The sequence below is a fragment of the Azospira restricta genome (assembly GCF_016858125.1).
Taxonomy (GTDB): Bacteria; Pseudomonadota; Gammaproteobacteria; order Burkholderiales; family Rhodocyclaceae; genus Proximibacter; species Proximibacter restrictus.
This window is the reverse complement of sequence record NZ_CP064781.1, coordinates 2,095,304-2,116,751: the sequence shown is the minus strand read 5'-3', so window position 1 is coordinate 2,116,751 and position 21,448 is coordinate 2,095,304. Positions and strand designations below refer to the sequence as shown.

Genomic DNA, 21,448 nt, shown 5'->3' with positions numbered 1-21,448 from the left:
GGCCGGCAAAGGGATACGGGAAGAGGCGGAATTATAGCCGAGAGCGGGTTTTCCCGCTTTCCCGGCCGGGGCTCAGAAACGGGAGTGGAGTTCGCCGGCGAGGCGCGCCATCACGCGGTTGCGCCCCGCGGCCTTGGCGTTGTACAGCGCCGCGTCGGCGCGCGCGAGCACGGCGTCGACCGATTCGTCCTCGGCGATGGTCTGGGTGACGCCGATGCTGGTGGTGAAGCGCACCGTGCCCTGCTCGGTCTCGATCGCGATGCGCGCGACCGCGGCGCGGATGCGCTCGGCGACGGCCTCGGCGTGCGCCACCTGGGTGTTCGGCAGCAGGATCGCGAATTCCTCGCCGCCGAGGCGGCCGACCGCGTCCATCTCGCGCAGGCAGCCCTTCGCCGCCCTGGCGAAGGCGCGCAGCGCCTCGTCGCCGGCGGCGTGGCCGTAGCCGTCGTTGATCTGCTTGAAGAAGTCGAGGTCGAGCACCATCAGCGACAGCGGCACCCAGTGCCGGCGGCCGCGCGCGAACTCGTGGTAGAGCAGCGACAGGAAATGGTGGCGGTTGTGCACGCCGGTCATCAGGTCGGTGGTCGCCAGGTGCTGCAGCTCGGCGTTGCGCGCCGACAGCTCGTTGAGCACGCGCGCCAGGCGGCGGGCGGCGAGCAGCGAGGCGACGCTGACGCCGGACGCCAGCAGCACGATGATCAGCATCTGCCGCCGCCAGGATTCCATGACGTCGTCGGTCGCCGCCGACACCGCCATCACCAGCGGCAGGTCGCCGAGGACCGAGTAGCTGACGAACCTGTCCATGCCGTCGATCGCGGTGCGGCCGATGCGGGCGAAACCGCGCTCGCCGCGCGGCAGGAACTCGCGGTAGAGCGGGCCGCCGGCGACCGACTTGCCGATCAGCCGCTCGTCGTGCGGCGCGCGCGCGAGCAGGATGCCGTCGCGGCGCAGCAGCACGATCGCGCCGTTCGGCCGCATCCGCGCCTCCTCGTAGAGCGCGAGCAGCGCACTCAGGCGGATCGCGGCGACCAGCGCGGCGCTATCCCTGCTGCGCGGCTGCAGCCGATGCGCGACCGGAATCTGCCACAGGCCGTTCGGCCCGGTGGCCTGCGGCGCGCCGATGTGGAAATGCCGCTCGTCGCCGCCGATCGCGGCGCGGAAGAAGTCCTTGTCGGCCAGCGCCTCGACCACCGGCGGCACCGACGAACCGAGTGCGGTGAGAGTGCCGTCCTCCGCCGCCAGCTGGATCTCGATCGCGTTGCCGGTGCGTTCGCGGAAGTTCTCGATCAGGCGCAGGAAACGCGGATCGCGCCGCGGGTCGGCCTGCGGGTTGTCGGCGATCCACTGCCCGGCGACGCCGAGGAATATCTCGACCATCTTGAACAGCCGGCGGGTCTGCTCCTCGACTGCGGAATCCAGCCGGCGCAGCACCTGCTCGGTATGGGCGACCGTCTCCTGGCGCGAACTGATCGCCCAGTAGGAAACGAAGGACCACAGGAAGGCGAGGAAGACGACGGTCATCAGCACGACGAAGCGCACCGCCCGCGGATCGGCGGGGGCGGCGTTGTCGCCGTAGGGCTGCTGTGCTGACATGCGGCCCATTCTAGCGCGAAACCATGGCACCGGCATGGCGCACCGGATGGTGAAACGCGAGCGCAGGCGGGCGCGCGACTTCTGCGCGATAATCCGCGCTTTCACGCGAACAGGCGACGAAGAGATGAGCGAGTTTTCCTACGATGTCGGCCTCGACAATTTCGAGGCGGCGGTGCTGCAGGCCTCCCGCGAAGTGCCGGTGGTGGTCGATTTCTGGGCGCCGTGGTGCCAGCCCTGCCAGACGCTGACGCCGCTGCTGGAGAAGCTGGCCGAGGAATACGGCGGCCGCTTCCGGCTGGCCAAGGTCAATGCCGACGACTACCCGGAAATCGCGCAGCAGTTCGGCGTGCGCAGCATCCCGACGGTGAAGGTGGTGTTCGACGGCCGTCTGGTCGACGAATTCACCGGCGCGCTGCCCGAGGGCGAACTGCGCGCCTTCCTCGACCGGCTGACGCCCTCCCCGGCCGAGCCGCTGCGCGCGGAGGCCGCGGCGCTGGTCGCCGAAGGCCGCCGCGAGGAGGCGCTGGCCTGCCTGGTCGAGGCCAGCCGGCTCGACCCGGCGAACGAGGCGGTGCGTCTCGACGGCGCCGAGCTGCTGATCGAGCTCGGCCGCGGCGACGAGGCGCGTGCGCTGCTCGCCAGCGACTTCGTGCACGAGGTCGAGCGCGCCGAGGCGCTGAAGAAGCGCCTCGAACTCGCCGCGGTGAAGATCGACACCGCCGCCCTCGACGCGCGGCTGGCCGCCAACGCCGACGACCACGCGGCGCGGCTGGAGCGCTCGCGCGCGCTGGCCGGCGCCGGCAAGTACCGCGAGGCGCTGGAGGACGCGCTGGAAGTGGTCCGCCGCGACCGCTTCTACGACGAGGGCGCCGGCCGCAAGGCGATGCTCGAGCTGTTCGCGCTGCTCGGCGGCAGCGAGCAGCACGACGACCTCGTCCGCGAATACCGGCGCGCGCTGTCGACGGCGCTGAACTGAGCGCTCGCCGCCGATGCGGCTGTTCTACACCGGCGCCTTCGTGCTGCCGCTGCCGGCGGGGCACCGCTTCCCGATGGCGAAATACTCGCTGCTGCGCGAGCGCCTGCTCGCCGACGGGTTCGACGCAAGCGCCTTCCACACGCCGGAGGCGGCGAGCGACGCCGAGCTGTGCCGCGCGCACGACCCGGACTACGTGCGCCGCGTCGCCGCCGGCGAACTGAGCGCGGCCGAGATGAAACGCATCGGTTTCCCGTGGAGCCCGCAGATGGTCGAGCGCTCGCGGCGCTCGGCCGGGGCGACGCTGGCCGCCTGCCGCGCCGCGCTAGACGACGGCTGCGCCGCCAACCTCGCCGGCGGCACGCACCACGCGCAGGCCGACCGCGGCGAGGGCTTCTGCGTCTTCAACGACGCCGCCGTCGCCGCCCGCGCGATGCAGGCCGAAGGGCGCGTGCGCCGCGTCGCGGTGATCGACTGCGACGTGCACCAGGGCAACGGCACCGCGGCGATCCTCGCCGGCGACGACAGCGTGTTCACCTTCTCGATCCACGGCGCACGCAACTTCCCGTTCGACAAGGAGCAGAGCGACCTCGACATCGAGCTCGCCGACGGCACCGCCGACGCCGACTACCTCGCCGCGCTCGACGCCGGCCTCGCCGCGACCTTCGCGCGCAGCCGGCCGGAATTGGTGATCTACCTCGCCGGCGCCGACCCCTACGCCGGCGACCGCCTCGGCCGGCTGGCGCTGTCCTTCGCCGGGCTCGCCGAACGCGACGAACGCGTGCTCGCCGCCTGCCGCGACCGCGGCACCCCGGTGGCGCTGGCGATGGCCGGCGGCTACGCCGAGCCGATCGCCGACACCGTGAGCATCCACGCGACGACGATCCGCACCGCGCGGCGGATCTTCGGCTGACGCCCGCCTCGCCAATTGCGCGGCCGCCCACTAGAATCGCCCTCATGCCCGCCCATCCCCAAGCCCTCTACCAGGCCGCCGGCCTGCGCGCGATCGAGACCGCGGCCGCCGAGCAGCCGCTGATGCAGCGCGCCGGCCGCGCCGCCGCCGATTTCGCCGGCGAGCTGGTCGCCGACCGGCAGGCGCCGATCCTCGTGCTCGCCGGCCCCGGCAACAACGGCGGCGACGGCTTCGAGATGGCGATGCACCTGCTCGACCAGGGCCACGACGTCCGCCTCGTCTTCGCCGGCGACGCGGCGAAGCTGCCGGCGGATGCCGCCGCCGCACGCCGCCGCTTCCTCGCCGCCGGCGGCGGCGAAGTCGCCGAACTCGCGGCGATCCCCGACGGCGTGCGCTGGCGGCTGGTCGTCGACGCGCTCTTCGGCATCGGCCTGCAGCGCCCGCTCGCCGGCCGCTACGCCGAACTGGCGGAGGCCGCCAACGCGCTCGCCGCGCGCTGCCGCTGCCCGCTCTTGGCGCTCGACTGCCCGAGCGGGCTCGACGCCGACACCGGTGCCGTGCGCGGCGGAGACAGCGGATGCGTCGTCCGCGCCAGCCACACGCTCACCTTCATCGCGCTGAAGCCGGGCCTCTTCACCGCCGACGGCCCCGACTGCTGCGGCTACCTGCGGCTGGCGCCGCTCGCGCTGGATGCGCCGGCGCTGGCGCCGGCCGGCGGCGAGACGGTCGCCGTCGCCGCCTTCGCCGACCACCTGAAGCCGCGCCGCCGCAACAGCCACAAGGGCACGTACGGCAGCGCCGGCATCCTCGGCGGCGCGCCGTCGATGCTCGGCGCCGCCTTCCTCGCCGGCCGCGCGGCGCTGCAGCTCGGCGCCGGCCGCGTCTATCTGGGCCTCGTCGATGCGGCGGCGCCCGGCTTCGATCCGGCGCAGCCGGAACTGATGCTGCGCAGCGCGGCGGCGCTGCTGGACACGGACCTCACTGCGCTCGCCTGCGGCCCCGGCCTCGGCGCTGGCCCGGCGGCGGTGGCGCTGCTCGAGGCCGCCTGCGCGCGCGACCTGCCGCTGGTGCTCGACGCCGACGCGCTGAACCTGCTCGCGCGCGAGGGCAACCTGGAAGTCGCCGTCGCCTCGCGCAGCGCGCCGACGCTGCTCACGCCGCATCCGGCGGAAGCCGCGCGCCTGCTCGACAGCGAAGTGGCGACGGTGCAGGCCGACCGCATCGCCGCCGCCTGCGAACTGGCCGCCCAGTTCAATGCCGAGGTCGCGCTGAAGGGCTGCGGCACCGTGCTCGCCTCGCCCGACGGCCGCTGGCGGATCAACACCACCGGCAACCCGGGCATGGGCAGCGCCGGCATGGGCGACGTGCTCACCGGGCTCAGCGTCGCGCTGCTGGCGCAAGGCTGGCCGGCAGCGGCGGCGCTCGCCGCCGGCGTGCACCTGCACGGCATGGCGGCCGACGAGCTGGCGCGCGAGCGCGGCGAGGTCGGCCTCGCCGCGAGCGAGACGATCCCCGTCGCGCGCCGGCTGTTCAACGGCTGGATCGCCGGCGATGCGTGATCCCGCGCAGCAGCTGCGCGGGGTCCTGCTCTTCCTTACGGCGCTGCTCCTCTTCGCGCTGCTCGACGCCACCGCGAAGCACCTGACGGCGTTCTTCGCCGTGCCGTTCATGGTCTGGGTGCGCTACCTGGTGCATTTCCTGTTCATGCTCGCCACCGTCGCCCCCGGCGAGAAGGGGGCGCTGGTGACGACGCGCCACCCGTGGCTGATGATCCTGCGCGCGCTGATGCTGGTCGGCGTCACGCTGTTCATGCAGCTGGCGCTGCAGACGCTGCCGCTCGCCGAGACCTCGGCGCTGGTGTTCACGACGCCGCTGCTGGTTGCGCTGCTCGCCGGCCCGCTGCTCGGCGAGAAGGTCTCCGGCCGCGCCTGGATCGCCACCGCGGTCGGCTTCGCCGGCGCGCTGCTGATCGCCCGCCCCGGCGGCGCGCTGGCCGGCATCGGCGTCGTCTACGCCGGCGCCGCGGCGCTGTGCTACGCGCTCTACCAGATCCTGACGCGCAAGCTGGTCGGCAGCGAGACGCAACTGCGCCTGCTCTTCTACACCGCGCTGGTCGGTACGATCTGCATGGCCTTCGCGCCGTTCACGCACTGGGACGGGCGCTGGCCGACGCTGTCCGAGGCGGCGCTGCTCTGCTCGCTCGGCCTCTACGGCGGCGTCGGCCACTTCCTGATGATCCGCGCCTTCCGCGAGGCACCGGCGTCGACGCTGGCGCCGCTGCTCTACGTGCAGCTGGTCTGGGCGACGCTGCTCGGCTGGCTGGTCTTCGCCCACCTGCCCGACCTGTGGGCGGTGCTCGGCATGGCGGTGATCGGCGCCTCCGGGCTGTGGCTGGCGCTCGCCGAGCGGGGCGCCGGCGGCCGCCGTGGCGCGGACTGAGCGCCCGCAACGCCGGCGCCGTCAGCCGAGCGCTGCCGGCGGCGTGCCGTCCTTGAACATCGTCCGCAGCTGCCGGCGCAGCTCGGCCGAATCCTGGTGCTGGTGCACGGCGACCGCGTGCTGCACCGCGGCCTCCTCCAGTTCCTGCTCGCTGTCGGCGCTGATCGCCACCGTGCACTTGGCTTCGCTCGGGAATTCCCGGCAATCGATATATTTGCGGCCCATGACCTGCCTCCTTCCGAAATGCGGACAAACCGGCACGGCGCCGCCCGCGGTCAGCGAACCGGCGCCGTACCGGACTTCAGGTATAGCCCGCGGCCGCTGGCTTCGCCGGGAAATCTCGGCCATCGCCGCGACCCGCTCCGATTGCGGCCGCCGGGTAGACTTGCCGCGGCGGCCGCTCTTCGCCCAGAATGCGGCAATCCCCCCAGCCTGAGGAGCCGACCATGCCGAAACGCACCCTCCGCGACGTCATCGCCCACCAGCAGATACTCAGCGCGCCGCCATCGACGACCGTCCGCGATGCCGCGCTGCGCATGGCCGAGAGCAAGGTCGGCGCGATCCTGATCGTCGACGGCGAACGGCTGGCCGGCATCTTCACCGAGCGCGACCTGCTCAACCGCGTGGTCGCCCGCCGCCTCGACCCGGACACGACGACGCTGGCGCAGGTGATGACGCCCGACCCGCGGACGATCGACCCCGACAAGACGCTGGCGCACGCGCTGGTGATGATGGACGAGGGCTGCTACCGGCACGTGCCGGTGGTCGAGAACGGCAAGCCGCTGGGCATGGTGTCGGCGCGCGACGCGCTCGGCCAGGAGCTGGTCGAGTTCGAGCACGAGCTGGAACGCCGCGACCGGCTGACCCAGATCATGATCTGAACGCCCCGGGGACGGCGACGCCGTTCCCGCGGGCAGCGGGCCGCCCCCTGGGCGGCCCGTCGTTTTTTCGAGAGGAATCCATCATCGCCACGCAACACGACCCGCAGCCGGACGCCCACGACGACCCGCTGCTCGACCTGGCACCGCGCGAAGCCCAGTTGACCGCGGCGCGTTCCGTCCAGGACGCCTTCGCGCAGGCCTTCCGCCTGACGCTGGACGCCGCCGACGCGGCGCGGCGCGACGGCATTGCCCGGCTCGCCCCGCCGCTGCTCGACTGGTGCCGCATGGCCGCCGGCGACGAGGCGCGCGCGCTGCGCCAGGCGCTGCTGTTCTCCGGCCTCGACCAGTGGGGGCAGGCGTGGAGCCGCGCCTACGGCGCCGGTGCGATGACCGGCCTCTCCGAGCTGCTCGGCGTGCTGCGCGACGCGCTCGATCCGGCGGCGGAAGCCGCGGTACAGGCGGCGTTCGCGCGGCTCGACGCCGACGAATCCGGCGCCTTCGCCTTCAAGGCCGAGCTGCGGAAGAGCATCTTCGTCGCGCTGTGGCATACGCTGATCGCCGAGGAGGACCGCGACGCCGCCACCGCGCTCGCCAACCAGCTCGGCGGGCTGCTGCTCGGCACGCTGCAGGCGATGCCGCGGCACGGCTGGGTGGTGGTCGCCTCGACGCTGGCCGACATCCAGATCCGCTGTCTGGCGCACGGGCTGGCGCAGGACGGGCTGGCGCAGGAGATGACGCAGCAGCTGTTCGCCGCGCTGGCGCAGGCGCTGTCCGCCGAGGAGCGCAAGCGCATCCTGGGCGGCGCCGGGCAGGCGGTGATCGCCTGGCAGCAGGCGCAGCGCGCGACCGCGCACTGAACGCGACGACGGCGCCGCGATGGGCGCCGGCGAGCTGTTCCCCCGCCGAACCGGATCAGGCCTTGAGCATCCGCTCGTAGGCGGCGAGCGCCTTCGCCACCTGCGTCGACACGCGCGCCGGGTCGCCGAGGCCGAACTCGGCCTGCAGCGCGCCGCGGTGGTCGCCGATGTAGTCGATCACGCGGTCGAGGTTGGCCAGCCGGTTGGGGATGAAATTGTTGTCGGACACCAGCAGCTCGGCCGAGCGCGCGAAGTGGCGGCCGAAGTCGCCGACGGCGGCGAGCGCGCCGTCGCGGTTGCTGGCCAGCACCGACTGCAGGCGGCCGCTGTCGAGCGTCGCCCGGTGCGTGACCGGGTCCACCGACAGGCCGAGGTCGGGCATGCCGCGCACGCCGCCGGCGGCGCCGGTGAAGATGTTGCCGATGCTCTGCCGCAGCTCGTGCAGCGAGACTTCCGCCGCCTGCGTGCCGGCCAGCAGGCCGCCGGCCTGCACCGTCTCCTCGAAGCGGCCGACCCAGGCGTTGTACTGGCCGACGAAGGACTGCAGCGCGGCGGCGATCGCCGCGTCGTCGGCCGCCGTCGTGCCGTCGGCGACTTTCGCCGCCAGCGCCTCGCCGGCGCGGCGCATCTCGCCGACCGCCGCCTTCATCTCGCTCAGCTCGGAAAACTGCGCCTTGTAGGTAAGGTCGCGGTTGTTGATGTCGCTCATCATCCGGTAGCCCGACTCGGGGTCGAACAGCGACAGGTTGCGGCCGAGCGGCGACAGGCCGTCGAGCCTGCCGCCGAGGCCGATCTCGGCCAGGATGCCATCGACGCCGGAGAGCGCCGGGGCGCCGCCGAACAGCGCGTCGATGCCGCCGCCGAGGCCGCCCTTGCCGCTCAGCGTGCCGAGCAGCGCATCGAAGGATTGCGTGCGCTGCGACGCCAGGCGCAGCGCGAGCGACGAGGCAAACTCCCCCTGCCCGACGCCGCCCGTTTTCGACGACGAGGAACTGCCGCCGAGGGCGGAGAGGAGGCTGAAGGCGGTGCTGGCGATTCCGAGGGGGGACATGGCGGCTCCCGAGGGCGAGGGACGGGAGACATTCAGCAAGAGCCGGGCCACCCCGGACGACCGTCACCGCCACCCCGCAACGGCACGGATTTCAGCGAGAGGCGACGGCACCCGGCAAGGCGGCGACGCCGGCAACGGCGCGCCGGCGGCAAATGTTGCCGCCCATCCGGACACCCCTCCGCCCCCTTTGCCAAGATCGGTTCCGACGCCCCGGCCCGCGCGCGCGGGCGCCCCGCCGCCGTGCCGAAGCGGCCGCCGGCCGGCCCGCCGCCGCTCAGCCGTTGTTGTTGTTATTGTTATTATTGTTGTTGTTATTGTTGTTATTGCTGCTGCGCTCGCGCTTCTGCGGCGACGCCGCCGCGGCGCCGGTGCCGGGCATCGTCATGATCAGCCCGGCGGTGCCGAGCATCACCAGCTTGCCGCCCTTCTCGTAGGCCGGCGTTTCCAGCAGCGAGATCTTCCGTCCGTCGCACCAGATCGTCTTGCCCTCCCGGGTGCCGCTCAGCGTGAAGCTCTTCTTCACGCGGCCGCCGGCGCCGTGGCAGTAGATCGCGCCGAGGTTGTAGACGACGTAGCCGTCCTTGCCGGCGTCGCGCGCCAGCCATTTGACCAGCGGCTCCTCGACCGCCGTGCGGTCGCGGCCATCGTGCAGGCGCAGCGCGTTCAGGAAGCACTCGACGGTGTAGGCGATCCGTTCCAGGTCCTGCGGCCCCATCTTCATTGCTCCCGGTTCAGGTAGAAGAACTCGAAGTTCTGGAAAGGCAGGTTGACTGCCTGGATATGGTAGAAGGCGTTGGCCTTCTGCTTCTGGTAGTGGTAGTCGCGCAGGTAGCCGGTAGTGAACAACAGGTTGTTGCGCACGCCGCGCCGGTAGAGGCGGCGGTGCAGCGCGACGAGGCCGGCCAGGTCGGCCATCAGCCAGCCGTCGCCGAGGCGGGCGCTGGGCTCCAGGCAGGGCGTGTGCAGCTGCCAGGTGAACAGGTGCTCCTGTTTCGTGCGCCGCTCGTCGCCATAGACCACCGGCGTGTCGCGCAGCATCTGCAGGTACAGCGTGTTGCGCAGCGGCTCGCTGCAATTGGCGTCGAACAGCTCGCGCCGCACATGCACGACGAGGCGGTCGGCCTCGGCCAGCGTGTACCAGTCGGCGCGCTGCTTCAGCAGTTGCGAGGCGAGCGGCACAAGTTCGTCGCCGACTTCGAGGACGAAGGCGTCGTCGCGGTAGAGTGCCTGCAGCAGCGGGTCGGCGGCGATCAGCGCGCGCAGCGTGTTCTTCTCCTCGTCGAGCTCCGGCGGCAGCGCGAACAGCGGCGCTGTATGCGTCGGCGGCGTCTCGGCGACGGCCAGCGCCGGGTGGATGCGCCGCGCGTAGTCGCGGGCGTAGGCGGCGACCTCGTCGGGCGGGGATTCCGGGAAACTCTGCGGCCGCTCGCGGTAGATCGCCCGCTGCAGTTCGCAGGTGTAGGAGCGGGCGCTGGCGTTCTGGTGCTTGACCACCGGGCAGCCGGTATTGCACAGCGGCAGGTGGCCGCAGCTGCGGCAGCCGGCATCGAAACCGTGGCGCTGGTGCATCTCGGCGATCTTGCGCGCGCCGGTGCGCAGGATGTCGTCGACCGGATCGGCGAAAACGTTGCCGTAGTGGAACTCCGGGATGCCCTGCCCGCGCACGCAGGAATAGACGTTGCCGTCGCCCTGCAGCAGGTAGAACTTCTCGCCGCAATTGACGGCGTTGGTGCAGTAGCTCGGCGTGAATTCGTCGAACCAGTGGCGGCGCAGCCCCTCCTCCAGCTCGCTCCCGACGAAGGCGGCGTGCAGCGCGTCGTACAGGGCGAGTTGCTGCGCCGGCGTGCACGGCGTGAGCACCGCCCCACCCATCTTTTCCTGATTCAGCGCCGACGGGAAGGCGAACATCAGGTTCAGCTGGTTCATGTCGACGCCGAGCTCGCGGTGGATGTACCAGATGTCGTCGATCAGCGCCGGGATGTCCTGCAGATGCTCGGCGGACAGCGTCGCCGAGATCTTCTTCGCATGCGGGTAGCGCGCCAGCAGGCGCAGGTTGTCGTGCGTGCGCGCGAGCCACGGCTCGCCCTTGCGCGTCAGCCGGTAGCGCGCGTGCAGCGCGAGCGGCAGGTCGATGCTGGCGCTGATCGACACCTTGTGCTTGTCGAACAGTTCGTAGAGCGGCGCGAACTTGTACAGGTTGGTCTTGATGTGCGGCGCCGACTTGCGGTGGCCGAGGGCCGTCAGGGCGTCGAAGTGGCGGAGGTAGTGCTGCCGGATGAGGATGAAGAGTTCGTCGAGCACCGCCGGCGGCAGCGTCGTCACCTCGCCGCCGTGCAGCGAGACGTTGAAGGCGAGCACGCGGGCCTCCTCCAGCGCCGCCAGCGCGTGGCGCAGTGTGGCGACGGCGCGCGCGCCGTCGGCGCGCAAGTCGGCCTCGCTGGTCTGCCGGCCGAGATAGCAGTAGCTGCAGCCGAGGTTGCAGTTGAGCGTCGGCACGTAGAGCAGATGGATGCTGCGCGCGAACGCCGGCGGCGCGAGCGCGGCCGCGGCGAGCTGTGTTTCCGGGGCGTTCATGCGCCGCTGACCTCGACCGCCGGCGACGCGTGGCGGACCTTCTCGATCAGCTTCGCCGCCACCTTGCCGAACTTGGCTTCCTTGTTGGCGGCGATCTTGTGGCTCTTGCGCGCGCCGGTCGGGAAGCGCTCGCGCTCGATCGTGAAACGCCGGTCGCCGGCGGAGACCAGCGTCAGCTTGCCCGCCTGCGGATCGAGGACGATCCGGTCGACGTTGCCGTAATAGACGATGGCTTCGCCGCAGACCAGATAGCGCGGGCCGAGCGCGAGCTGCCGCGGCACCGTCAGCCAGACCAGCAGCGGCAGCAGGAACAGCGCCAGGCCGCCGGGAAAGAGCGCGATCGCACCGACGACCGCCAGCACCAGGCTGCCGATCGCCCACTTGCGGCGCAGCGGCGTCATGCCGGTGCGGCTGCCGTGCTTGTATTTGAACACCGCAAAGCTCGCGCCCGCCGCCTTGTCCGCTGCCGTTCCCGCCGCCATACGCCCCTCAGCTCCCCGCCGGCGCGCCGAAGAAGCGCGCCTCCTCGAACAGCGACGGGATCACTACCCGCTGCACCGCCGGGTTGTCCGGCACCACGTAGAGCACCGGCGTGATCATCTCCTCGAAGATGCCGCGCAGGCTGCGCGCGCCGGCCTGGTACTCGATCGCCAGGTCGGCGACCTGCTCGAACACCGGCGGCTCGATCACCAGCTCGACGCCCTCGCTCTTCAGGATTTCGCGGAACTGGTTGTAGATCGAATTCTTCGGCTCGACCATGATGCGCACCAGCATGTCGCGGTCGAGGTCCTGCAGCCGCGCGATGACCGGCAGGCGGCCGGCGAACTCGGGGATCAGCCCGAACTCGTAGAGGTCGGTCGGCTTGACGCGGGCGTTCAGCCGGTCGAGGATTTTCTGGCTGTCGTCTTCCGAGGTCGAGATGAAGCCGAAGCTGTGCGTGCGGGCGAGGATCTCGCCGAGGCCGACGAAGGCGCCGCCGCAGATGAACAGCACCTGCGTGGTGTCGATGTAATGGCCGCTCTTCAGCTTGACCGGCGCCCCTTCCATGATCTTCAGCAGCGCGTGCTGGACGCGCTCGCCGGAGGCGGCACGCGACTGGCCGGCCGGTGCCTTCAGCTTGTCCACCTCGTCGATGAAGACGATGCCGCGCTGCGCCTTGTCCAGGTCGCCGCCGGCCTTGTCGAGCAGGCGCTGCAGGATGGCCTCGATCTCGGCGCCGACGAACTCGGTCTGCGCCAGCGTGGTCGCGTCGGCGGTGACGAAGGGCACGCCGAGGATGCGCGACAGCGTCTCGCACAGCAGCGTCTTGCCGGTGCCGGTGGGGCCGATCAGCAGGATGTTGCTCTTCACCAGCTCGACCGGGCTTTCCGCCTGCCGCAGCGCCGCCGTGCGCTTGAAGTGGGAATAGACGGCGACCGCCAGGATCTTCTTGGCGTCGTCCTGCCCGACCACGTGTTCGTTGAGCTGCCTGACGATTTCGCTGGGTTTCACGCGCCTCCCTCGCGGGGCGTCCGGCCCCGCACGGCGATACTCTAGTCGAAATCGGGGGCATTTAGCAGCCGCCGGCGGCCGGCGGCGCTGGCTTTCCGCCAATCGCCCGCCTATAAAAGAAGCACGGAACCAACCGTTTTCCGGGGGTTGCAATGCGTCATGACGTCAGAAAAAGCGAACGCCACCCGATCTGGGGCATGGCGGCCCTGGTCGGCGACCGCGAGTCGCTGGTCGGACAGGTGGTCAACATCTCGGGAACGGGGATCGCGCTCAACCTCAACCACGACCGGAACGCCAGCGGCAGCCTGCGCAACACTTGGCTGTGCCGCGTCGTGTCGCCGGATTTTCCCGAGACCCTCGAATTCGTCGCCAAGGTCGTGCGCAGGTACGCGACGACGCGCGGCAGCGGCGTCGGCTGCACGATTGCCGCGATCAACGACAAGGACATGGCGATGATCGACGACTTCCAGCGTCGACGGCGTTCGCTTGAGCACTGATTTTTCCCACTCTCCAATACACGGGGATGGCGCGGCAGCAGTTTCGCCCCGCCATTTTTTTGCTCAGGCGCCGGCCCTCGCCGACGGCGCCACGCGCTGCGCCAGGCGGCCGACGATCAGCGCCGCGGCGACGGTCGCCAGCAGGTGCTTCAGCGTGTGGCCGCTGACCGCGCCGAGCAGCGCCAGCAACTGGTGGTCGAGCAGTTCGGTCGCCTTGGCGGCGATGTAGAGCAGCAGCGCGGCGCCGAAGTACAGGCGGTCGGCCGGTGCGGCGCGATGCGCCGCCTGCCACAGCGGGATCAGCAGCAGCGGCAGCCCCTGCAGCAGCAGGTAGGGACGCAGGTCGCCGTCGCCGCCGTCGTTGGTCACGTACCACCAGACGACGCTGGCGACGCCGAGCAACGCGAACAGCGCCGCCTCGTCGCGCGGCGCGCGGCTGCCGACGGTTTCGGCACGCACCGCGGCGAGCAGGCCGGCACAGGCGAGCGCGATCGGCAGGCGGTCCCAGAGCAGCCGGTCGTCGTCCGGCGCCAGGTGGTACCAGGCCGAACCGATCGCGGTCAGCACCAGCCCGGCGAGCAGCAGGCGGTAGCCCCACCAGCCGTCGCGCAGCGCCGGGTGGATGCGCTGCGGCGCCAGCCGCCGCCAGCCCCACAGGCCGACCAGCGCGAAGCCGAGGTTGGAGAGCACGTCGGCCGCGTGCGGCAGGCCGAGCCACAGCGAGACGTCGGCGAAGTCGTGATAGCGCGCCGGCTGCGCGATCGGTCCGTAGGCGAGCAGCGCGGCGCAGGCGGCGAGCGTGACGAAGAGCGGCAGGCGGGAAAGCAAACGGTCCATCGGGCGATCCTCGGTTGACGGGATGGCGGCAGCATGCCCGCGCGGCGGCGCCGGAAAAAGCGCGGCGGCGAACGGACCGTCCGCGGCGCCGGCCGGTATCGCCGACCGATACCGGCGCCTACGCCGAGGCCCCGTGCGCCTGCGCGCGGTCGGCCTGCCGGGCCAGTTCGCGCAGCGCCGGCGCCACCTCGGCGACTGCCGGCGTGGCGTCGAGTGCAGTCAGCTCCGGCGGCAGCGCCGCGATCGCCGCCTGCGCCGCGTCGCGCAGCGCCGCCAGCGGCGGCGCCGGCGCCAGCCGCCGGCCGCCGCGCATCACCGGCTGCAGCAGCGGCTCGCCCGGCGCCGTCTCGCCGAGCAGCGTCAGGGTGTCGCCGGCGACGCGGCCGTCGGTGCCGACGCGGCGGAACACCTGCTTGCGCCCGGGCCAGGTGGCCTTGCCTTCCGAGCGCTTGCGCCGCGGCCGGCCGGCGTATTCCTGCAGCTTGTAGGCGCAGTCGAGCCAGGGCTGGTCGGCGGCGGTGTTCATCCGGGTGCCGACGCCGAAGCCGTCGATCGGCGCACCGGCGGCGACGAGCGCGCGCACCGCATCCTCGTCGAGGTTGCCGCTGGCGAAGATGCGGATCTCCGGCAGGCCGCCGGCGTCGAGGATCGCGCGCACGCGGCGGGCGTGCTCGGCGAGGTCGCCGCTGTCGATGCGCACCGCCTTGATCGCGATGCCGTCGGCGGCCAGCCGCCGGGCCAGCGGCACCACCGCGGCGGCGGCAACCTCGGTGTCGTAGGTGTCGATCAGCAGCGTCGTCGCCGCCGGATGCGAGCGGGCGAAGCGCGCGAAGGCCTCGCTCTCGTCGTCGTGCGCCTGCACGAAGGAATGCGCCATCGTGCCGAACAGCGGGATGTCCCAGCGCATGCCGGCGAGCACCGTCGCCGTGCCGTCGAAGCCGGCGAGGTAGCTGGCGCGCGCCGAGAGCAGGCCGGCCTCGGCGCCGTGCGCGCGGCGCAGCCCGAAATCGACCAGCAGTTTTCCCGGTGCCGCCAGGCGGACGCGCGCCGCCTTCGCGGCGACCAGCGTCTGGTACTGCAGCAGGTTGATGATGCGCGTCTCGACGAACTGCGCCTCGCGCAGCGGCGCGACCACGCGCAGGATCGGCTCGTCGGCGAAGAACGGCGTGCCCTCGGGCATCGCCTCGACGTCGCCGCTGAAGCGGAAGTCGGCGAGCGAGGCGAGGAAGGCCGGCGAGAAGCGCCCGCCCGCGGCCAGCCACTCCAGTTCTTCGGGCGAGAAGCGCAGCCCCTCGAGGTAGTCGAGCACCTGCTCGAGGCCGGCGGCGACGAGGAAGCCGCGCCGCGGCGGCAGGCGGCGGACGAAGAACTCGAAGACGGCGGTGTCGTTCATGCCCTCGTCGAAGTACGACTGCAGCATGGTCAGCTGGTAGAGGTCGGTGAGCAGTGCCGATTCGCGCATGTCAGCCTCCGTGCACGGTCGCGCCGGCGGCGAGCATCGCCGCGACGGCACGCGCCCCGTCGCCGGGGGCGACGTCGACGGCGCGGACCGCATCGGCGAGCAGCACCGTCGCATAGCCGAGGCGGCGCGCATCGAGCACGGTGTTGAGGACGCAGTAGTCGGTCGCCAGCCCGCCGACGAAGACGCGGCGGACGCCGGCCGCGCGCAGCTGCGCGTCGAGGTCGGTGCCGGCGAAACCGGAATAGGCGTCGCGGTCGCGCGTCGTCGCTTTCGAAACGATGCGGGCGGCGGCGGGCAGCTGCAGCGCCGCGGGGAATTCCGCGCCGGCGGTGCCGGCGACGCAGTGCGGCGGCCACGGGCCACCCTGCGCGCGGAACGAGCAGTGATCGGGCGGATGCCAGTCGCGGGTGGCGAACAGCGGCCGGCCGGCGGCGGCAAAGCGGGACAGCCAGCCGTTGAGCGGCGCGATCACGGCATCCCCGTCGGCGACGGCAAGACTGCCGCCCGGCAGGAAATCGCGCTGGACGTCGACGACGATCAGCGCATCGCCCTCATCGATGTCTGGATCCGGAACGCGCATCGTCATCCCCTCGCCGTCTAATCGTCGCTTTCATCATAGCGCACGCATCACGGCGCCGCGCCGGCAGCCGGCAGGAAACGACGACCGGGAGACAGCGCCTACAGCAGGCGGAGGCCGGCGACGATGCCGCCGGCTGGCCCGGCGCGACTGTCGCTGCCGATCGGGCCGGGGAGCGCGGCGCCCCGGTCGCCGATCGTCCGCTCGCAGACGCCGAGCGCCGCCGCGATGTCGGCGGCGAGCTCGGCGTCGCTGCGCCCGGCGGCGGGCAGCGCCTGCCATCCCGAGGCATCGGCCTCGACGCGGGCGATCACATGGAGCAGCGTCTCGTGCAGCAGCGGCGTGATGCCGTTGAGGATGTGCCGCTGCAGCTGGCCGAGCGGCGCCGGCAGGCGGTGGAAGCTGAAGTAGGTGCCGACGCAGCGCGCCTCGTCGTAGCAGGCATGCACCGCCGCGTTGACCAGCCGGTGGCGCCGGAAATTCTCCAGCCAGTCGGCCGGGACGCCGGCCCACGGCTGGTCGGCCTCGAACAGCAGCGGCGTACGCGCCTCGAGCCAGCGGCGCATGATCGGCGTCTCGATGCCGCCGGCGGCGTTGCGCAGCGTGGCCAGGTGCTCGACCGGGTAGTCGACGGTCAGCACGTAGTCCATCGCGATGCCGGCCGAGGTCACCCGCCCGTGGCCGCAGGCAAGCGCACCGTGCGGCAGCACGTGGCGGACTTCGTGGCGCACCCAGTCCTTGAACTGGGCGACGGTGTGCACCTCGCCCGCCGCTTCGCAGATGTCGCGGACATGCACGTCTCGGGTCTCCGGCATTTCGATCTCCTGGTGAGGCCATCGTCCGGGCAGGCGGTATCGCCGGCGCCGATGGTTCTTGTCGTTGCGAGTACGGCGAGTATAGGAAGCCTGCGCGGCCCCGTAAATATCCATTTGGTATTAGTTAGAAAATCACCGGATGCTTGTGTTACAGCACCGACGACTCCCGCAACGGCCCTGTATCGCTTCGCCGGGGCGACGCAAGCGCGCCGGGGAGCGGCCGTGCGGATGCTAGAATTCGCCCCGTCACAGGAGATACGCGATGGACCAAGCACGCTCGCTCGCCGAGGAAATCGAACGCAACGTCAGCGCCGCGCTGGCCGAGGACATCGGCAGCGGCGACCTCACCGCCGGACTGATCGCTGCCGGCAAGCGCGGCAGCGCGACCGTGATCTCGCGCGAGGACGCGGTGCTCTGCGGCACCGCCTGGTTCGACCGCGTCTTCACCCGCCTCGATCCGACCGTGTCGATCCGCTGGCACGCGCGCGACGGCGAGCGCATCGCGCCGAACCAGCTGCTCTGCGAGATCGGCGGCGAGGCGCGCGCGCTGCTCTCGGCCGAGCGCAGCGCGCTCAATTTCCTGCAGCTGCTCTCCGGCGTCGCCACCAAGGCGCGCCAGTACGCCGACGTCGTCGCCGGCACCCGGGCGGTGGTGGTCGACACGCGCAAGACGATTCCCGGCCTGCGCCTGGCGCAGAAATACGCGGTGAAGTGCGGCGGCGGCGACAATCACCGCATCGGCCTGTTCGATGCGATCCTGATCAAGGAAAACCACATCCTCGCCGCCGGCGGCATCGCACCGGTGCTGGCGGCGGCACAGGCGGTCGCGGCGGCGAGCGGCGGCGCCTGCAAGTTCGTGCAGATCGAGGTCGAGAACCTCGACGAGCTGCGCCAGGCGCTGGCGGCCGGCGCGAACATGATCCTGCTCGACAACATGAGCCTCGCCGACATGCGCGAGGCGGCGCGGCTGGCGGCCGGCCGGGCGGTGCTCGAAGCGTCCGGCGGCGTCAGCCTGGAGACGCTGCGCGCGATCGCCGAGACCGGCGTCGACCGCATCTCGATCGGCGGGCTGACCAAGGACGTGCGCGCGCTCGACCTGTCGATGCGCTTCCAGGTGTAAACGCCGCGCCGGCGTTCAGTCGATCGACGAGCTCGCGGGAACGACGCCGGCCAGCCGGCGGTCCTCGCGCAGCATGTCGGCGAAGGCGTCGGCGGCGACCGGCGGGCTGAACAGGTAGCCCTGCAGCTGGTCGCAGCCGAGTTCCTGCAGGAAGCGCATCTGCGCCTCGGTCTCGACGCCCTCGGCGACCGTTTCCTGACGCAGCTGCTGGCTCATCGTGACGATCGCGCGGGCGATCGCGCAGTCGTTGTCGTCGCCAGGAATGCCGACGACGAAGGCGCGGTCGATCTTGAGCGTGCTGATCGGGAATTTCTTCAGGTAGGCGAGGCTGGAATAGCCGGTGCCGAAGTCGTCGAGCGCCAGCGCCAGCCCCATCGCCACCAGCTGGTTCATGATCGGGATCACCACCTCCGGCGCGCGCACCAGCAGCGACTCGGTGATTTCGAGGCGGAGCAGGCGGGGATCGATGCGGTGGCGGTCGAGCACCGCCTGCACCCGCTCCGGCAGGCGGGCGTCGAACTGCCGCGCCGACAGGTTGACCGCTACCGGCCGCGCGGCGATGCCGGCGTCGAGCCAGGCGCGCAGCTGGCGGCAGGCCTCGTCGAGCACCCATTCGCCGAGGTCGAAGATCAGCCCGGTCTCCTCGGCGATCGGCACGAACACCGCCGGCCCGATCATTCCCTCGTCCGGATGCCGCCAGCGCAGCAGCGCCTCGGCGCCGACGATGCGGCCGCTGCGCAGGCTGACCTTCGGCTGGTAGTAGAGCAGCAGGTCGCGGTTCGCCAGCGCGTTGCGCAGCTCGCCCTCGAGGCGCAGGTTCTCGCGCGCGCGCCGGTCCATCTCCGGGCTGTAGAACAGGTAGCCGGTCTCGCCGCTCTTCTGCACGCGCTTCATCGCGACGTCGGCGAAGCGCAGCAGGTCGGCGGTCTCCAGTCCGTCGCCGGGATACACCGAGATGCCGATGCTGGCGCCGACGTAGAGCTTGTGACCGGCGATGACGAAGGGCTCGCCGAGAACGCGCAGCAGCTTCTGCGCGACGAAGGCGCTGTGCTCGCGCTTGCGGATGTCGAACAGCGCGACGACGAACTCGTCGCCGCCGACGCGGGAGAGAACGTCCTCGTCGCGCAGCGCGCCGCGCAGGCGGCTGCCGACCTCGCGCAGCAGCGCGTCGCCGACGTCGTTGCCGAGCGTGTCGTTGATCGACGTGAAGCGGAACAGGTCGATCACCAGCAGCGCGCCGTGCCGGTCGTTGCGCCGTGCCGACGCCAGCGCCTGGCCGAGCAGCTGGCCGAGCTGGGTGCGGTTGGGCAGGCCGGTCAGCGGATCGAAGTTGGCGAGCTGCTGCATGCGCTCCTCGGTCGCGCGCAGGATGCTGATGTCGGAGAAGATCGAGAAGGCGTGCGTGACCTCGCCCGCCTCGTTGCGCACGACGCTGATCGACACCGACTGCGGGAACAGCTCGCCGTTCTTGCGGCGGCCGACGATCTCGCCCTGCCACGGGCCGGCGCCGGCCATCGCCGCGTGCACCTCGGCGCGGAAGTCGGCGGAATGGACGCCCGAGCGCAGCAGGTCGGGCGTCCTGCCGATCGCCTCGGCGGCGGTATAGCCGGTGATCTGCGTGAAGGCGGCATTGACGAAGACGATGCGCTCGTCGGCGTCGGTAATCAGGATGCCCTGCTCGCTCTTCTCGATCACCCGCGCCTGCAGCCGCAGCTGCTCCTCGGCGGCGCGCCGGTTGGTGATCTCGGTGAGGTGCGCGACGAGGCCGAGCGGCTCGCCGTCGTCGCCCTGGATCGTCGACAGCGACATGCCGGCCCAGAACACCTCGCCCGACTTCTTGCGCCGGCGCACCTCGAAGAACGAGCTGCCGTTGTCGAGGAACAGCTCCGGCATCTCGTCCGGCACCGCGCCGCCCGCCTCGTCGGCGTAGAGGAACAGAATGTGCTGGCCGATCGCCTCGGCGGCGGTGTAGCCGAGCAGCTCTTCGGCCGCGGCGTTCCAGCCGGTGACGTAGCCGGCGAGGTCCATCGTGATGATCGGCTCGCGCAGTTGCTCGATGATCCGCATCTGCAGCGGCAGCGCCGCCGCGGCACGCGTCGACAGCGCGGTCAGCAGGTGCTCGAGCTCGGCGAGCGCGGCCGGCGCCCCCGACGCCCCGTCCGCCGCGCGCAGTTCGCGGCAGAGGTCCAGGCAGCGCCGCAGCAACGCGTCAGCCATGGCCCGACTCCCCGGCTTCGCGGATCAGGCCGAGCGTCCACCGGTGGGCATCGAGGAAAATGCCGTCGACATCCACGTCGGCCGCGACGGCATCGGCCAACCGCCCGGCGAGCCGGTCGAGGTCGCCGCGCTCGCCGGCCTCGACCGCCGCCATCAGGTCGCCGAGTTCGCCTTCGCGGCGCAGCAGCGCGGCGACGACCGACTCGTCGAGGCGCAGCGGCTGCAGCACGTCGGCGAGGGGCATCCCGAACATCACGCCGAGCAGCGAGAACATGCCGGCCATGAAGGCGCGCTCCTGGCCGTCGCGGTCGTAGCCGGCGGCCTTCGCCAGCAGTTCGAGGCTACGTGCACGGGCGCTCGCCCGCGCCATCAGCATCGGCGCCCGCGGGTCGTCCTTGCGCGCGGCGAACAGCAGCAGGTTGAGCCAGCGCCGCAGCTGGTTACGGCCGAGGATCAGGATCGCCTGGGCGAAACTGGTGATCTGCCGGCCGGCACCGACGCCGGGCGAATTGACCAGGCGCAGCAAGTGGTAGGACAGCGTCGGCTCGAGGCGGAAGACTTCCTCGATCTCGCGCGTTTCCGCATCGCTGGCGACCAGTTGCGCGAGGCGCAGCGCCAGCGTCCGCGAACCGGTCTTGTCGGCGACGCTGCGCGCCGGCAGCTGCAGCAAGGCGTCGCCCGCCAGATAGCGGACGCCGCCGGGCAGCGGCGCGGCCGGCGGAGCATCGGGAACGAGGATGGCGCCGTCATCGACGATGCGACAGCCGGCAGCCCGGGCCGCATCGCGGATCGCGGGCGGCAGGCGGGCATCGTCGCCGGCGGCGATGACGCAGGGAAAGGCGGCGGCCAGTTCGGCCAGCGCCGGCCGGGAAAAGCCGGCCGCGAGCTCGTCCTCGGCGGCGGCGAGCGGAATCAGCTGCAGCGCGGCCGGCCGCAGGCCGGCATCGGCCAGAAGACGTAAGACGATCCGTTGCGACAGCACCCCCATGCCGGCCCCTCCCTCCGTTCCCGCCCGTTGCGGGCGCGAATCCGAACGTCGGACAGCGCCGCCTGCGCCTAAGTTCCGGCCCGGCGGCCGCCCGGCCTTCTCCCGTGCATAATGCCGTTATATTGCGCGGACCACAAAACGGCAACCCGGCGGGGTCCGGGAC

21 protein-coding genes are annotated in these 21,448 nt (G+C 71.7%); 8 read left to right on the top strand and 13 right to left on the bottom strand.

Features of this window, described 5'->3' with window-relative positions:
- Nucleotides 1-72: 72 nt before the first annotated feature.
- The gene (locus IWH25_RS10430) at nt 73-1,593 is read right to left on the bottom strand and encodes a sensor domain-containing diguanylate cyclase (protein ID WP_203385743.1); all 1,521 of its coding nucleotides are present in this window, start codon (nt 1,591-1,593) and stop codon (nt 73-75) included.
- Nucleotides 1,594-1,717: 124 nt separating this feature from the next.
- Between IWH25_RS10430 and IWH25_RS10425 the strand changes: the two genes are divergently transcribed.
- Genes IWH25_RS10425 through IWH25_RS10410 form a run of 4 tightly spaced genes read left to right on the top strand, consistent with a single transcriptional unit; the run spans nt 1,718 to nt 5,918 of the window.
- A complete protein-coding gene (locus IWH25_RS10425; RefSeq protein ID WP_203385742.1) occupies nt 1,718-2,569 on the top strand; it encodes a tetratricopeptide repeat protein in 852 nt (283 codons plus the stop codon).
- Nucleotides 2,570-2,582: 13 nt separating this feature from the next.
- Nucleotides 2,583-3,479 (top strand): histone deacetylase family protein, encoded by an 897-nt coding sequence (locus IWH25_RS10420; protein ID WP_203385741.1) that lies wholly within the window; start codon nt 2,583-2,585, stop codon nt 3,477-3,479.
- A 44-nt stretch (nt 3,480-3,523) separates the two neighbouring features.
- On the top strand, nt 3,524-5,038 hold the full coding sequence (locus IWH25_RS10415; RefSeq protein WP_203385740.1) for an NAD(P)H-hydrate dehydratase: 1,515 nt from the start codon (nt 3,524-3,526) through the stop codon (nt 5,036-5,038).
- Nucleotides 5,031-5,918, top strand: coding sequence for a DMT family transporter (locus IWH25_RS10410; protein ID WP_203385739.1), 888 nt, complete (start codon nt 5,031-5,033; stop codon nt 5,916-5,918). The genes IWH25_RS10415 and IWH25_RS10410 overlap by 8 nt, the downstream gene beginning before the upstream one ends.
- A gap of 21 nt (nt 5,919-5,939) precedes the next feature.
- On the opposite strand, the gene IWH25_RS10405 is transcribed toward IWH25_RS10410, so the two are convergent.
- Nucleotides 5,940-6,143 (bottom strand): DUF1059 domain-containing protein, encoded by a 204-nt coding sequence (locus IWH25_RS10405; protein WP_203385738.1) that lies wholly within the window; start codon nt 6,141-6,143, stop codon nt 5,940-5,942.
- A gap of 221 nt (nt 6,144-6,364) precedes the next feature.
- Between IWH25_RS10405 and IWH25_RS10400 the strand changes: the two genes are divergently transcribed.
- Together IWH25_RS10400 and IWH25_RS10395 are read left to right on the top strand one after the other, a co-directional pair.
- The gene (locus IWH25_RS10400; protein WP_203385737.1) at nt 6,365-6,799 is read left to right on the top strand and encodes a CBS domain-containing protein; all 435 of its coding nucleotides are present in this window, start codon (nt 6,365-6,367) and stop codon (nt 6,797-6,799) included.
- Between the two features lie 158 nt (nt 6,800-6,957).
- A complete protein-coding gene (locus tag IWH25_RS10395; RefSeq protein WP_238998864.1) occupies nt 6,958-7,656 on the top strand; it encodes a hypothetical protein in 699 nt (232 codons plus the stop codon).
- Between the two features lie 55 nt (nt 7,657-7,711).
- Here the strand turns inward: IWH25_RS10395 and IWH25_RS10390 are convergent, their stop codons facing one another.
- The 5 genes from IWH25_RS10390 to clpX form a co-directional block, all read right to left on the bottom strand.
- The gene (locus tag IWH25_RS10390; RefSeq protein ID WP_203385736.1) at nt 7,712-8,707 is read right to left on the bottom strand and encodes a hypothetical protein; all 996 of its coding nucleotides are present in this window, start codon (nt 8,705-8,707) and stop codon (nt 7,712-7,714) included.
- 274 nt (nt 8,708-8,981) lie between these two features.
- Nucleotides 8,982-9,422, bottom strand: coding sequence for a hypothetical protein (locus IWH25_RS10385; RefSeq protein ID WP_203385735.1), 441 nt, complete (start codon nt 9,420-9,422; stop codon nt 8,982-8,984).
- A gap of 2 nt (nt 9,423-9,424) precedes the next feature.
- Nucleotides 9,425-11,281 carry a radical SAM protein gene (locus tag IWH25_RS10380; RefSeq protein WP_203385734.1) on the bottom strand — a complete coding sequence of 619 codons (1,857 nt, stop codon included), beginning with the start codon at nt 11,279-11,281 and terminating at the stop codon, nt 9,425-9,427.
- Nucleotides 11,278-11,715 (bottom strand): hypothetical protein, encoded by a 438-nt coding sequence (locus tag IWH25_RS10375; RefSeq protein WP_203385733.1) that lies wholly within the window; start codon nt 11,713-11,715, stop codon nt 11,278-11,280. Before IWH25_RS10375 ends, IWH25_RS10380 begins: the two co-directional genes overlap by 4 nt.
- A 55-nt stretch (nt 11,716-11,770) precedes the next feature.
- Entirely contained in the window at nt 11,771-12,772 is a 1,002-nt protein-coding gene (gene clpX, locus IWH25_RS10370) for an ATP-dependent Clp protease ATP-binding subunit ClpX (protein ID WP_203385732.1), read from the bottom strand.
- Between the two features lie 152 nt (nt 12,773-12,924).
- Here clpX and IWH25_RS10365 point away from each other — a divergent pair, with 152 nt between their 5' ends.
- Nucleotides 12,925-13,269 (top strand): PilZ domain-containing protein, encoded by a 345-nt coding sequence (locus IWH25_RS10365; protein ID WP_203385731.1) that lies wholly within the window; start codon nt 12,925-12,927, stop codon nt 13,267-13,269.
- A 63-nt stretch (nt 13,270-13,332) separates the two neighbouring features.
- Here IWH25_RS10365 and IWH25_RS10360 read toward each other — a convergent pair whose 3' ends face one another.
- The 4 genes from IWH25_RS10360 to IWH25_RS10345 form a co-directional block, all read right to left on the bottom strand.
- The gene (locus tag IWH25_RS10360) at nt 13,333-14,106 is read right to left on the bottom strand and encodes a hypothetical protein (RefSeq protein ID WP_203385730.1); all 774 of its coding nucleotides are present in this window, start codon (nt 14,104-14,106) and stop codon (nt 13,333-13,335) included.
- A gap of 118 nt (nt 14,107-14,224) precedes the next feature.
- Nucleotides 14,225-15,568 carry a nicotinate phosphoribosyltransferase gene (locus IWH25_RS10355; RefSeq protein ID WP_203385729.1) on the bottom strand — a complete coding sequence of 448 codons (1,344 nt, stop codon included), beginning with the start codon at nt 15,566-15,568 and terminating at the stop codon, nt 14,225-14,227.
- Nucleotide 15,569: 1 nt separating this feature from the next.
- Nucleotides 15,570-16,148, bottom strand: a complete 579-nt coding sequence (locus IWH25_RS10350) for an isochorismatase family protein (protein WP_238998863.1) — start codon at nt 16,146-16,148, stop codon at nt 15,570-15,572.
- A 98-nt stretch (nt 16,149-16,246) separates the two neighbouring features.
- Nucleotides 16,247-16,960: a hypothetical protein gene (locus IWH25_RS10345; protein ID WP_203385727.1), complete on the bottom strand. Its 714-nt coding sequence runs from the start codon at nt 16,958-16,960 to the stop codon at nt 16,247-16,249.
- Nucleotides 16,961-17,222: 262 nt separating this feature from the next.
- Between IWH25_RS10345 and nadC the strand changes: the two genes are divergently transcribed.
- Nucleotides 17,223-18,080: a carboxylating nicotinate-nucleotide diphosphorylase gene (gene nadC / locus IWH25_RS10340; protein ID WP_203385726.1), complete on the top strand. Its 858-nt coding sequence runs from the start codon at nt 17,223-17,225 to the stop codon at nt 18,078-18,080.
- A 15-nt stretch (nt 18,081-18,095) separates the two neighbouring features.
- On the opposite strand, the gene IWH25_RS10335 is transcribed toward nadC, so the two are convergent.
- Complete coding sequence (locus tag IWH25_RS10335) at nt 18,096-20,297, bottom strand: putative bifunctional diguanylate cyclase/phosphodiesterase (RefSeq protein ID WP_203385725.1); 2,202 nt, start codon at nt 20,295-20,297, stop codon at nt 18,096-18,098.
- Nucleotides 20,290-21,285: an EAL and HDOD domain-containing protein gene (locus IWH25_RS10330; protein ID WP_203385724.1), complete on the bottom strand. Its 996-nt coding sequence runs from the start codon at nt 21,283-21,285 to the stop codon at nt 20,290-20,292. Before IWH25_RS10330 ends, IWH25_RS10335 begins: the two co-directional genes overlap by 8 nt.
- Between the last annotated feature and the right edge of the window lie 163 nt (nt 21,286-21,448).

What these genes read in the sequence shown, in the direction of transcription:
- IWH25_RS10415 (WP_203385740.1), top strand. Translation starts at nt 3,524, where the DNA reads ATGCCCGCCCATCCCCAAGCCCTCTACCAGGCCGCCGGCCTGCGCGCG.
- IWH25_RS10355 (WP_203385729.1), bottom strand. Translation starts at nt 15,568, where the DNA reads ATGCGCGAATCGGCACTGCTCACCGACCTCTACCAGCTGACCATGCTG.
- IWH25_RS10345 (WP_203385727.1), bottom strand. Translation starts at nt 16,960, where the DNA reads ATGCCGGAGACCCGAGACGTGCATGTCCGCGACATCTGCGAAGCGGCG.
- IWH25_RS10405 (WP_203385738.1), bottom strand. Translation starts at nt 6,143, where the DNA reads ATGGGCCGCAAATATATCGATTGCCGGGAATTCCCGAGCGAAGCCAAG.
- nadC (WP_203385726.1), top strand. Translation starts at nt 17,223, where the DNA reads ATGGACCAAGCACGCTCGCTCGCCGAGGAAATCGAACGCAACGTCAGC.
- IWH25_RS10390 (WP_203385736.1), bottom strand. Translation starts at nt 8,707, where the DNA reads ATGTCCCCCCTCGGAATCGCCAGCACCGCCTTCAGCCTCCTCTCCGCC.
- IWH25_RS10335 (WP_203385725.1), bottom strand. Translation starts at nt 20,297, where the DNA reads ATGGCTGACGCGTTGCTGCGGCGCTGCCTGGACCTCTGCCGCGAACTG.
- IWH25_RS10350 (WP_238998863.1), bottom strand. Translation starts at nt 16,148, where the DNA reads ATGCGCGTTCCGGATCCAGACATCGATGAGGGCGATGCGCTGATCGTC.
- IWH25_RS10410 (WP_203385739.1), top strand. Translation starts at nt 5,031, where the DNA reads ATGCGTGATCCCGCGCAGCAGCTGCGCGGGGTCCTGCTCTTCCTTACG.
- IWH25_RS10365 (WP_203385731.1), top strand. Translation starts at nt 12,925, where the DNA reads ATGCGTCATGACGTCAGAAAAAGCGAACGCCACCCGATCTGGGGCATG.
- IWH25_RS10360 (WP_203385730.1), bottom strand. Translation starts at nt 14,106, where the DNA reads ATGGACCGTTTGCTTTCCCGCCTGCCGCTCTTCGTCACGCTCGCCGCC.
- IWH25_RS10385 (WP_203385735.1), bottom strand. Translation starts at nt 9,422, where the DNA reads ATGGGGCCGCAGGACCTGGAACGGATCGCCTACACCGTCGAGTGCTTC.
- IWH25_RS10430 (WP_203385743.1), bottom strand. Translation starts at nt 1,593, where the DNA reads ATGTCAGCACAGCAGCCCTACGGCGACAACGCCGCCCCCGCCGATCCG.
- IWH25_RS10380 (WP_203385734.1), bottom strand. Translation starts at nt 11,281, where the DNA reads ATGAACGCCCCGGAAACACAGCTCGCCGCGGCCGCGCTCGCGCCGCCG.
- IWH25_RS10400 (WP_203385737.1), top strand. Translation starts at nt 6,365, where the DNA reads ATGCCGAAACGCACCCTCCGCGACGTCATCGCCCACCAGCAGATACTC.
- IWH25_RS10425 (WP_203385742.1), top strand. Translation starts at nt 1,718, where the DNA reads ATGAGCGAGTTTTCCTACGATGTCGGCCTCGACAATTTCGAGGCGGCG.
- IWH25_RS10330 (WP_203385724.1), bottom strand. Translation starts at nt 21,285, where the DNA reads ATGGGGGTGCTGTCGCAACGGATCGTCTTACGTCTTCTGGCCGATGCC.
- IWH25_RS10420 (WP_203385741.1), top strand. Translation starts at nt 2,583, where the DNA reads ATGCGGCTGTTCTACACCGGCGCCTTCGTGCTGCCGCTGCCGGCGGGG.